The organism is Klebsiella sp. 2-CIP_Kleb., from assembly GCF_050378715.1.
Classification (GTDB): domain Bacteria; phylum Pseudomonadota; class Gammaproteobacteria; order Enterobacterales; family Enterobacteriaceae; genus Klebsiella; species Klebsiella quasipneumoniae.
Genome location: NZ_JBNRLG010000003.1, coordinates 416,512 through 428,095 on the forward strand (window position 1 = coordinate 416,512; position 11,584 = coordinate 428,095).

Genomic DNA, 11,584 nt, shown 5'->3' on the forward strand with positions numbered 1-11,584 from the left:
CTGGTCTGCCGATCAATCACTCGATATTCTGTAATGCTTTGTCTTTTTTGTGAACAGGAAAAAGCATGCTGAATACGCTACCCGACTTACACAGAAGTTTCGCAGAGCAACTGAAGCTTAAATTACAGTCCGATTCGCGGATCCACGCCCTTCTCGCCGGCGGCTCGTTTATCCATGGCGGGTTTGATCAATACTCCGATCTGGATTTTGTGGTGGTGGTCGACCCTCTCTATTATGACGAAATCATGGCTCAGCGTATGGCGTTCGCCGGAACCCTCGGCCATCTGCTACATGCTTTCACCGGGGAACACGTCGGTGAGCCTCGCCTGCTGATCTGCCTGTTTGGCCCGGAACTTCTGCATGTCGATCTGAAATTTATCACCCTGGACATGCTCACTCAGCGCGTTGAGGAGCCTGCCGTGCTATTTACCCGTGATAACGATGCTCTCGAGCGGCAGCTGGCAAAATTTAGCGCGCACTGGCCGAACATGACGCCGGAGTGGTTTGAGTCCCGAGCCTGGATCTGGCTGCATTATGCCGTGGTTAAACTGGGCAGGGGCGAACTCTTCGAAGCGCTGGGGATGCTGTCCTTCTTCCGGGAACAAGTGCTGGGACCGATGCTGTTTCGTCGCGCCAATCTACCGCAACGCGGCGTTCGTCGAATAGAAGCCCTCGGCATTGATCCCGATGGCCTGCTGACTTCCACTCTGGCAACACACGATCGTCACTCCGTCGGGATTGCCATTCGAAGGGCTGCTGACGCTTATGTCAACCTGCGGGCTGATGCGCTGCCTGACAATATCGCAGACGATGCGGCGCGTCGGGCGGTCCTTGCCATGCTGGACGCGTATTCTGACAAGGGGTAAATCTATCCCTCCGGCCGCGGACGCGGCCGGAGTGTATAAGGGTTGCGCGAGATGTTGTGGGTGGTCTTATCCTGAGAGGGGGGGCGGGTAATTGGTAACGCTAAAACGACCCCTGGCCCGGTTTGTTCCGCACAGCCAGACGATCAGAGTTTATCCAGTTCATGCACCGTACCTTTTGGGACTTAATCTATGATGAGTTATCCAGCAGCCTAATTGCAGGAACCATACTGGCAGCTATAGTGGCGATGACTACCACCATCGCTGAAACTAAGAGTACATTGCTGCCCCCAAAATATATTGCTAGCGGTCCGGCGACCGTCTCACCGAAGGAAATAGCCACAAACGAACCCACTGCATCACAGGCCTATACGCGAGCCAATTTCTTCTATGGAATATGCGTATCTAGCGAATGAGCCCAGGACACGCCGAACAGGCCAAAAGCGACATCGGCAATAAAAAAGCGGCTGTAAGCCTCAATGCCGATGCAAGCTGGCTGAACAAAAAAATCGGCACTGCGCAAAGTGATATCAGCATGACGCCTAAAAGCGATCTCGCCGTGACGCCATCGCAGGGCAAGGAACGTTCTGCAATCAGGCCAGCACTTAACGTGGCAACGATAATCCCCCAATGAGTTAGTCCAAAAAGCTATCAGCAATTACTGACCCTGGTGTCTTTTCCACACTCTGTCTGGAAAAAACGCTATGACTGGCACCTGGTCGCCGGATACCGGGTAAGCAGCCATTACCAACCAGGGCCTGACTGTCTCTAAGCCCACGGCGATTTACCAGAACGACTTCATATTCAAAACACCCCTGGATATGCCCCACCATCAATCAAAATATTTTGCCCGGTTATATAGCCAGCATTCATGCTACAAAGAAAAGCACAGCAGGCTCCAAATTCATCTGGTATACCAAAACGTCCGGCAGGAATGAGTTTTTTGCGCTCAATCTCCATGCTCTCAGATGATTTTCCCCAGCGTTGTGCATCAGTTGCCAGGGTTTGCATTAATCGCGGTGTGGAAAATGCGCCAGGGAGGAGATTATTGATAGTCACATTTTGACTGGCAAGCTCACTGCTTCTGGCAAGACCGGCAATATAAGTCGTTAAACCCCCACGTGACCCATTCGATAAACTTAATGTACCCCGCGGTGCTTTAACACTCCCGGACGTAATATTAACAATACGGCCAAAGCGACGGTTTCTCATTTCGCTGAGTACAGCCTGAATTAATGCAATAGGGGTGAGCATATTCGTTTCAATCGCCTGCAACCATATTTCACGGGGCCAGTCGTGACTGCCGCCGACTGGCGGTCCCCCCGCATTGGTTACTAAAATATCCACGGTGGGTGTCGCTGTCAGTACGGCATTTTGTACCTCGGGACACGTGATATCGCCTGCAATGCCCTGTATTCGTACTGCTGAGTTGATGGTCCTCAGCAAGCGCACGGCTTCATTAAGTCTATCGCTTTGCCTTGCGTTAATCGTTACATTGACGCCTTCTGACACCAACGCAGCGGCACAGGCAAAGCCTAACCCGCTGCTTGCGGCACACACCACCGCTTGTCGTCCTGTAATGCCAAGATCCATGTTTTGCTCCTGCTAATCTCTGTCGGGGGATGATTGCTGATGGACTGACTGTGCAGTCCAGAATTGTGCGAATGCGATCAGAACAAGGCAAATCAGAGAGAGTAAGAATAAGCCCGATAAGAGACCTGAGGCTGTGCCCGTCCGCCCGCTAGCAAAAAACCACAGCACCAATGCGGCGCCAGCCATTTTGAGAGCCCCTTGCAACGCGCTTCCTGTACCGGCCAATTCGGCATGGCCGTGTAAACTGATACCCAGCAGTAAAGGTGAGGAGAGACCACATCCCAGACCTACCGCAAAGCTGTAAATCACAATGAATCCGATGGATAGCACGCTGGTAAAGTGAACAGATAAAGAAGCCAGCAGCGTGAAAGCTACTAACAAGGGCAGCGAGACCATCAAAATTTTCTCCGGCGTTGCTCGTGACAAACATCGCTTAGTCAGCCAGGAGCCAATAACAATTCCGGCAGAATAAATCATGAATAAATAGCCATTTTGTGAAGAAGTGAGGTGAAATTGTGTCTGAAAAACAAAGGGACTAGCAGTAAAATACCCAATCGTAATGGAGAATAATACGGCTGAAACCACGCTATATATCATGAAGTTTAAATCACTGAATAAGATCCTAAATCCAGCAATACGCCCGCCAGGTAATGCTTTTCTGGGGGAGGTTTCAGGCAGTGTTATTTTGACGAATATAAACCCGGCAAGCATCATCAACGCTAAGGCAATGAAGTTATATTTCCATGGAAAATATTCCGTAATGTATCCGCCAATCACTGGAGCAAAAGCGGGAGAGACTTGTGAGGCCATAGAGAAAACAGCCAGGGATTTTGACAGCTCTGATTTATCCCGAAATGTATCACTGAGAATGGCCCGACTGATTACCGGGCAGCCTCCGGCACCAATCCCGGTAAATAACCGGAAGAGAGATAACATCTGGTAGCTATCAGCCGTTGAGGTCAAATAGTTACCTACGGCAGAAAAGAGCAGTGATAATAATATTACCGGGACCCGGCCGTATTTATCGGAAAGAGGGCCATAAACCAGTTGTGATACTGCAAAACCGCCCAGATACCAGACGACCAGACTCTGGGCCTGTGCGTTACTGATATTGAGAGCCGCCTTAATCGTAGGCAATGCTGGGTTATACAGGTCAATAGAGAATAAACCCAGAATAAGTATAATACAGGAGTTGGTTATAATTAATCGAGAAGCCATTTCCTCATACCTTCTAAATAAGTGGATGCGCTTTAACACGACGGTTATATTCAGTATTAGGTGTTGCATGATAATTATCGCATTTTACTTCAATCAAAAAAGGGGTCTGCTTGCGCATAATGTCCGCAATCATTCCTTCTAACTCTTCTGGAGATTGAACAGAAATTGCCTCGATACCAAAACTTTTGGCTAAAAGACACCAATCATAATCAGGAATATCGGTAAGATCTGCCTGGTTTTCTTTGTTATTAAAATAACTGGCGGCATAGGAGGCGTTATTGAAGACGACAAAAAGTACATTTCGCTGATACTTCGCGGCCGTCGCTAGCTCCATTCCTTGCATTAACATGCACCCGTCCCCGGTAATAACCATGCATTTTCGGTCGGGAGCGGCAAAACTGGCCCCGATGCCTGCTGGAATACTCCATCCCATTGGTCCCAGCGTTGTGGCAGAAAGGTAAGCATCAGGAGTACGAGAAACCCAGTAATGTCCAAAAAAAGAACGATGTGCGCCAGAGTCAACGCTGACGATGCCATTGTCAGGAAAATGAGTCTGCAGAAGGCCAACATAAGAAGCTGGGTGGCGGCTTTCGTCACCGATCGGCATGCAGCGTGAGGTCGTCATAAGCCGTTGCACCCAAGGTTCACGGACGTTGCGACCCTCTGCCAAAATAGGATGGTAATATTCGCTCAGCGCATCAAGAAATGCGCTACTGTCAGCGACAACGCCGCAAGTCACATCCATGAATTTGCCAAGGTAGTCTGCGTTGATATCAACTTGAATCACTCCCCCTGGGGGCTGGAGGTCGGGTGACCAGATCATCGTGCTCCACTGTGTCATATCCATACCGAGTAAAATAACGCCATCGAGTTCACCATCTTTTAAGGCTTCAATGGCGCGAGGATGCCCCGAATAACCATATACCCCCAGTGCAAGCGGATGATCTTCAGGAAAAAGCCCTTTTGCGCTCAGCGTAGTCGCGACGGGAAAACCGTAAGCTTCGGCAAAATCTATCAGCGCTCTGCTGGTTTCAGGTGTCTTGCCTCTCAGGCCCGCGAGAATGATGCAGCGTTGATTATTGGCGAGAAAAGTTTCAAATGCCGAACTGCGCATTTTAATCAGATCCACTGGCTTTCTTTGCCAGCTATCACTGACGCTATCGGTAATCTCGCCACGGTAGGCGTCAACGCTGGTGAGGACTTCTTTACTGACTCCAAGATAGACAGGGCCACGTTCCGCACCTTTCAACGCCCGTAACGACTCCCGAAGAAAGAGACTCAGCGGTTGCCCTTCTTTAACTTCGTAAGCAGCCCGGGTGACTGGCGCAAAAATATCACGTTGATTAATACCGGATTGTGTACTGTCCTGAAGAACGTTACGCATTTCCATCCCGGAGGCAATTTGCCCGGCTAGCAGTAAAACTGGAAAATTATCCGTATAAGCTGAAGCGATACCGGTGAGGGTATTCGTGACCCCGGGGCCACCGATGACCAGACAAACTCCAAAAGCACTGGAGACGCGAGCATAGCCTTCAGCCATATATGCGGCTCCTGTTTCACATGCTGTCACGATAGGGACAGGGAATTCGTCAGATCCGGCCTGGACATCCCGTGGGTAACACCGCATAAAGGCGTTGATCAATTTACCCGGCACCATAAAAAGGTGTGAGGCATCGAGTTGTTTCAATTGACGTAAAATCCATGCCGCTCCTGTTTCGTTCCTTTTAGAAATATGATTTGCCATACGTTATAAACCTATAAAGTGAATGTTTTGCCGCGTCATGCGAGACAGAGAATCCTGATGAAATGAGGTAGGGAATACCACGTTGGGCATATCCGCAAAATAGGGTTTAGGGCTTTTTGGAAGGTAATCGGAAACATGCATACTTCGTTCTGCACGCGCTCGAAGGTAGTCAAGATAAGGGCCGTTATGATCTTGAGAAGCGCTGACAGTCCATTGTAAAGCGAGTTTAGTGCTGTCCGGTGCCTTATCCGGATAGGTGCTTCTATGGGTAATACGATTATCCCAAAGCACTAAGTCTCCGGCTTTGCTCATAACAATTTTTTCGTATTCCTGCGAATCTTTCAGCATATTTTCAATGGCATCTTTATCAAGTCGATGGCTGGAGGGTATTAACGTTATGCCACCTCCCAGTTCAGGATCATTATCTTGTAAGTAAATGGCACATTGCATGAATTGTAAGGGAGATTCTGCGTTAATCACTTCCTGAGGAAGAAAGTAGGCGTCATTATGCCAGGGAATATACACGCTCTCGCGAATAGTAAAATTTGGGAAAAGCGAGAAGTTACGCCCAAAGAGTTCGCGAATTGCTGAAGTTATGTTTTCTTTCAATAACACATTGAAAATAGCAGGTTGATTTAAAATGTCCGTAGGCAACAACGTCGATAACCCTGAGCTTTCGGAGAGATGTTTATAACAGTCACGAATTGTTTGGATTTCATCGCTTCCAATTGCCTGCGGAATGACAACATAGCCGTGCTGATGCATCTGCGCAATCATATTCATATTTTCCTCTCGACTAAGGGGGTCCCTCCCCGAACTAAATTAAATGGCTTCTTCTTTTTGCGGGATTTTTTCTTCAAATCTGACGCCCAATTGCTGGAATTCTTTAAAGAAGTCAGGGAAGGAGCAATGAACGTCTTCATACCCGTCCAGGCGATTAGCCTGCTTACAACGCAATGAGGCGACAAACAGTGACATGAATATGCGATGATCTCCCCAGCTGGAGAGTGAGCAATCACCGTTATAGTTGGCTGCACCCTGAATATCAAACCCATCATAAATGTCATTTTTATACAGAGGAGTGATATTTACTCCCAGCTTACTTAATTCACTCACCATCGCCTTAATACGTGGAGACTTATGCAGGCGAGTAATTGAACCACCTGTAATGCGGAAATTCCCATCGACAAAACTCCCGAGTGCAGCCAACGTCGGTACAATATTTGGGCAGTCACTCACATCGAACGCGAAGTTACCGCGTAAACGACCTGTCTTATTAATAAGACGTAATTCGTTTTGTTCATCATTTCGGATAACTTGCAGCCCCATTTTTTCGACAAAATTAAGGATTGCCTGCTCACCTTGTAAGCTGTGACTGTTGATATTTTTAAGTGTTAGGTCACACGGGAACAAGGTTGAAGCAGCCACTAAATAGGAACAAGAGGTATAGTCCCCGGTGATCGTATATTCAGCAGGACGATATTCACCGGGGAAAACTGTGATCTCGGAAAGGTCCGCATTATGTGAGAAATGAATTCCAGCAGCTTTTAGCGTTGCGAGTGTCTGACGGATATAAGACAGAGAAAGAATCTCGCCTGTGATACGTAGCGTGGTACTGTGTTGAGCCAGCGGAGCGGCGAACAGGATTGCAGTGATAAATTGTGAGCTGATATTGCCCGCGATTTCACATTCACCTCCTGCATAACCTCCCCAATTAACAAAGGGGGCTTTACCATTCATATTGATACTGAAACATTTCCTCCCAGTATGTTAATGGCATCCAGCAATGGTTCCATCACACGCGTTCTAAGAATGGTGTCACCGGTAATAACAGCCGGTTTATTGCTAAAGCATGTCAGAGCAGTCAACACGCGGAATACCAAACCTGAGCCCAGTGCATCAATGACTTTTTCTTCCGGAGATATTTTACCACCGGTTCCATAAATAATAAGACGACCAGGCTCTTCGATAATTTTTGCACCAATGCTTCGGCATGCATCTTTCATGGTACTGGTCTCCAGACAACGAAGATCGTTGTAGATAACAGACTTACCATTAGCCAATGTTGCAGCAAGTATTGCTCTCTGAGTCTCAGGTTTTGACGATGGTATCCAGGCTGAATGCAGAATATGGTTTGTCGGTTCCACCACCAGATAGTTAACTGACGACATGATATCTCCTTGCATAATAATATTGCTGACAAGCAAAATGCTCGCCAGATTTTGTAAGATTAAGATAAGGACTGCGTCGATAGTGAATAGGGCTGTTTTCTTACACCTCTCTCCTTTTTCAATGTCTATAGCATGCAGGCTTGTTGTTTAACCAGAGATTCGGCTGTAAGCCTGCCCCAATGCATGTTTTTACCTGCCATTGATACTGGTAAGAAAACATAACATCACTTTTTATTTACTGTTTGGTATATCTATGTAAATTTACATTTATTTAGCAATGTGGTAATTAACTTATTGATTTAAATGGATAAATAATATGTGTAATTTTGTGTAAATTGTAAGATAAATGTTAACAATGATAAAAGTATACTATATGGTAAATGTATGGGTGATCAGTTCGTTGAGTATGATTTCATGGCTGCAGAAGAAGCCGAGACGGGGAGTCATCGCCATTTTTATTCTGTCTGCACCCTGCAGGCGGGGTAGGCGTTGTGCTATATATGTGTCCTCCCCGTGAAAATGTCAGCTGTACCTGAACATATGTTTACTATTGAAATGATGACGTTGAAAACAGGAGGAAAAGTGTCAGTCCAGTTTGAAGAGTGGCATCACTGTGCGGGCCTGGCCCTTGTTTTGCTTGTAAATTGGCACAGGTAACCTGTTTTCCTATATACTAAAAATATCGCAATAATCACAGTAACCGTGCGGATATGCAGTAATGAAACCAAAATATCATGAAATTATTAATTTATCGTCTCAATTTTTTAATCGAGAAGGTTTCCTTAATCCTAGTATCGATCGTATTGCAGAAGCGGCTGGCATCTCAAAAATGACTTTTTATCGTTATTTTGAAGATAAAGAAGCACTGATTAAGGCTGTTCTCGAAGAGAAACATAATACGTTCATACTGGAGCTGAAATCTTTAATTGCGGAAAAAGAAACAGCCAAAGATAAGCTATTCACAATATTTGATTTTTATCAAAATTGGTTTGCCAGAGAAAGTTTTCATGGTTGTATGTTCACTCGGGCAGTTGTTGAACTCGGAAATACAATGCCAGCCTTGAAGAGCATTACCTTTGATTTTAAGAGCGGTCTATATCGGCTAATACAGGAGATTTTACTGGATTATTTTAGCCCAATAAAATCTGAGAGAGTCGCTTTTGTCATTCTGATGTTGATCGATGGTGCGATATCCGTTAGTCAGACAATGGATAAAGAGATTCGCGAGTTCCCTCCGGCCATGTCTGCATGGGCAGCAGCCAAAACTATAATTGCTGCTGAAAAAGGGGATTAATAACAAAATGCTCCAGGTGGTATGCATACTTAAACGATGACTTACGGGCACGGCACAAGGATCCGTAGCGTAAAATTATCCAAAAATTAACAATAATGATACTATCACGTAACATTTGTGTTGCGTGATGGAGGTAATGGCGATAGAGTGAAAATCCCATCACAACGAAGGTTTTGAAACGATGAGCCTGGATGAATATTTACCGACGATTAACAGCAAAGATGCCGGACGAGAGGACAATGGTTGCCTCGATGAGCTTTTCTTCAGTCTGATTGAATCGACAGCGTTGCATCTGGATGTAGCAGGCAAAGAAGTACCATTTGAGCAGTTAGTTGCCTTAGCAAAAAAACGGTGCGATGAGGCGTTTATCTTCCGGTCTACTGAGGCATTACGTCAAATTCATCAGACACTTTTTTACTCTTATCGGGCAAATTTGGCCGAGCCCCTCTCTAATTTTAGCCTGAATCAATACCATCCAGTATTGCTGCATGTACGTCACTTACTTGAATCACGCTGGCTTGATTCAGAAACAAAACGCTGCCCTCCATGTTTAAATACTTTAACGCCTGATAATATCGGCGCTGAAATAAAAAAATTATGGCGCTGTCACAAGGTATCTGAACATCCTCTTTTTGATTTTCTTGAAAGTGAGGCGAATAATCAGCAGTTGTATTATTTTTTTAAAAGTGACAGTGCATTAAATCTCCTTTTTTTTGATTTAGTAGCGATGACTCTGGTTGGATCTGTTCCCGAAACGCGTGGTGAAATAAGTCAAAATTTGTGGGATGAAATTGGCCAGGGCAGTAATGACTTTACGCACGTCAATCTATATAAAGACCTCCTTAAAAGACGGGACATCGATTTACCTGAAGACCACTTCAGCCATCTCTATGACTGGCAAGGTTTGGCCGGACATAACCTCTTTATGATGGGGGGCGTCACTCGTCGTCATTATTATAAATTGGTTGGTATGATGGCTATGACAGAACTTCTCGACCCGTCACAATATAAAAAATTGGTCAATGGAAGTCACCGCCTGGGACTTTCTGAACGTGATGTCTATTATTACGCGGAACATATTAGAGTCGATATTGGTCATGCAGATGGCTGGCTTAATAAGGTCATCGAGCCTGTCGCTCGTCGTAACCCAGAGTCGCTCGAAGAAATCTACTTTGGCGCGCAGCTCCGTCTGCAAACGTGCCAGGATTACTACGATAATTTGCTGGATACGTTGCGCAGAATTTAAGTGCGTCTCTCCGGCAAGCTGCAGTATGCCGGAGTTAAATTTTCATACTCGTGATCTCCTCCGCCTTTAGCCTGTCGCGTAATGTGTTGATCTGCAATAGGTCGATGCTGCCAGGGGTTTCCATAGATCCAATTTCCTCAATTTGATACTGATGACGGTCATACATGTTACTGGTGAGTCCCTGATCTCTTTGCCATGTACACAGAAACGTCTGCCCAACGGGGGAATTGAAAGAACCGAAAACTGTACTGAGTGGTAAGATTTATGCTTTGTGATAGCGTGGATTGGCAGTTCATTTGGCATTAATTTTATCAGCAGTAACGATATTGCGTAAGGGTATTTGTTTATCCTATTGATTTTATTTGATATATTCATGTGTATTTTTGGTTAAAAAATTGTTGACCATTTGTTTTTGGTGGTGTAGGTTTTGTTACTAGTTGGTAACTTTTAGCTGTCGGATATACTGGTATTTTCCAATTGTTGGCTGAAGAGTAAAAGCTCAGTAATAGAAGTTGAGCGTTTACAAAAGAATTTATCTGCAATCAGCCTGGTTCAATGAAGGTTTAAACAAACAACTTTTAGCAAGGGGGAGTAGAATGACAGACGCTGCTGATATTAAATTTTACCATGACAATGGTTATGTGCTGGTAAAAAAACTTTTTGGTCAAGATAAAATCACGAAGGGACTTATAGCAATTGATGAAATATTATTACGTAATGATGCCGATAAAAATTCTGAGAAAGAGCCAAAAGATAGCACCGTTGTGAGACGTATCTGGTCTCCGACACAAAAACATGAAACATTTGTGGAATTGGCAGAGGATAAACAGTTACTTGATGTTGTGCAGAGTTTAATTGGTGAAAACATCTTATTTCATTACAGCAAGCTGAATATGAAAGGCCCACGGGTTGGAAGTATAGTGGAATGGCACCAGGATTTTTCATATTACCCACACACCAATACTGACTTATTAACGGCCTTGATTTTTCTGGATGATGCAAATAAAGAGAACGGTTGCTTGCGGGTTATTCCTGGCTCTCATAGAAAAGGTCTTTTATCGCATGATATTGACGGGTTCTTTCGGGGGAAACTCTCTGATATTGATGAAGATGATGCAGTTTATATAGAGGCGGAAGCGGGTGATGTGCTATTTCTTCACTGCCTCTGCATGCATGCCTCTGCGGTGAACAGCTCACCTGTTCCGCGGCGTACCTTTCTACCTGCATATCGTAGTGCTGATGCTTTTCCAATCTATTTCGGCCCCCACGCAGCACATAACGAGGCAGGGATAAAACTACTTCGTGGACAGGTATCGAGACAGGCTAGAGTTGATAGTGGCATTCACTACTTACCTATTGCCAGATCCGAATTTGGTTCTATTTATGAGGTGCAAGAAGGATCTCACGAAAGTAAGTCTGTTGATGCAATGAAAAAATCAGGTTACGCTGTCTAAC

Annotated in this window: 9 protein-coding genes and 1 pseudogene; 5 read left to right on the forward strand and 5 right to left on the reverse strand. The window is 45.4% G+C overall.

Going from position 1 to position 11,584, the window contains the following annotated elements; translation table 11 throughout:
* The first annotated feature begins 65 nt into the window (after positions 1-65).
* Both ACQUTP_RS14960 and ACQUTP_RS14965 read left to right on the forward strand, forming a co-directional pair.
* Entirely contained in the window at positions 66-866 is an 801-nt protein-coding gene (locus tag ACQUTP_RS14960) for a nucleotidyltransferase domain-containing protein (protein WP_285756427.1), read from the forward strand.
* Positions 867-1,275: 409 nt separating this feature from the next.
* Positions 1,276-1,497: a hypothetical protein gene (locus tag ACQUTP_RS14965; RefSeq protein WP_043521388.1), complete on the forward strand. Its 222-nt coding sequence runs from the start codon at positions 1,276-1,278 to the stop codon at positions 1,495-1,497.
* Between the two features lie 170 nt (positions 1,498-1,667).
* On the opposite strand, the gene ACQUTP_RS14970 is transcribed toward ACQUTP_RS14965, so the two are convergent.
* The 5 genes and pseudogenes from ACQUTP_RS14970 to aroA all read right to left on the reverse strand — a co-directional run bounded on the left by ACQUTP_RS14970 (position 1,668) and on the right by aroA (position 7,604).
* Positions 1,668-2,456 (reverse strand): SDR family oxidoreductase, encoded by a 789-nt coding sequence (locus ACQUTP_RS14970; protein ID WP_069135455.1) that lies wholly within the window; start codon positions 2,454-2,456, stop codon positions 1,668-1,670.
* 12 nt (positions 2,457-2,468) lie between these two features.
* A complete protein-coding gene (locus ACQUTP_RS14975) occupies positions 2,469-3,674 on the reverse strand; it encodes a multidrug effflux MFS transporter (protein WP_049003959.1) in 1,206 nt (401 codons plus the stop codon).
* 13 nt (positions 3,675-3,687) lie between these two features.
* Entirely contained in the window at positions 3,688-5,418 is a 1,731-nt protein-coding gene (locus tag ACQUTP_RS14980; protein WP_032426134.1) for a thiamine pyrophosphate-binding protein, read from the reverse strand.
* Positions 5,419-5,421: 3 nt separating this feature from the next.
* On the reverse strand, positions 5,422-6,201 hold the full coding sequence (locus ACQUTP_RS14985; RefSeq protein ID WP_285756428.1) for a phytanoyl-CoA dioxygenase family protein: 780 nt from the start codon (positions 6,199-6,201) through the stop codon (positions 5,422-5,424).
* Positions 6,202-6,240: 39 nt separating this feature from the next.
* Positions 6,241-7,604 (reverse strand): annotated as a pseudogene (gene aroA / locus ACQUTP_RS14990) (3-phosphoshikimate 1-carboxyvinyltransferase).
* Positions 7,605-8,307: 703 nt separating this feature from the next.
* Between aroA and ACQUTP_RS14995 the strand changes: the two are divergent.
* The 3 genes from ACQUTP_RS14995 to ACQUTP_RS15005 all read left to right on the forward strand — a co-directional run bounded on the left by ACQUTP_RS14995 (position 8,308) and on the right by ACQUTP_RS15005 (position 11,583).
* Positions 8,308-8,883 carry a TetR/AcrR family transcriptional regulator gene (locus ACQUTP_RS14995; protein WP_004205780.1) on the forward strand — a complete coding sequence of 192 codons (576 nt, stop codon included), beginning with the start codon at positions 8,308-8,310 and terminating at the stop codon, positions 8,881-8,883.
* A gap of 181 nt (positions 8,884-9,064) precedes the next feature.
* Positions 9,065-10,129, forward strand: a complete 1,065-nt coding sequence (locus ACQUTP_RS15000; protein WP_285756429.1) for an iron-containing redox enzyme family protein — start codon at positions 9,065-9,067, stop codon at positions 10,127-10,129.
* A 596-nt stretch (positions 10,130-10,725) separates the two neighbouring features.
* Positions 10,726-11,583 (forward strand): phytanoyl-CoA dioxygenase family protein, encoded by an 858-nt coding sequence (locus tag ACQUTP_RS15005; RefSeq protein WP_004205782.1) that lies wholly within the window; start codon positions 10,726-10,728, stop codon positions 11,581-11,583.
* The last annotated feature ends 1 nt before the right edge of the window (position 11,584 follow it).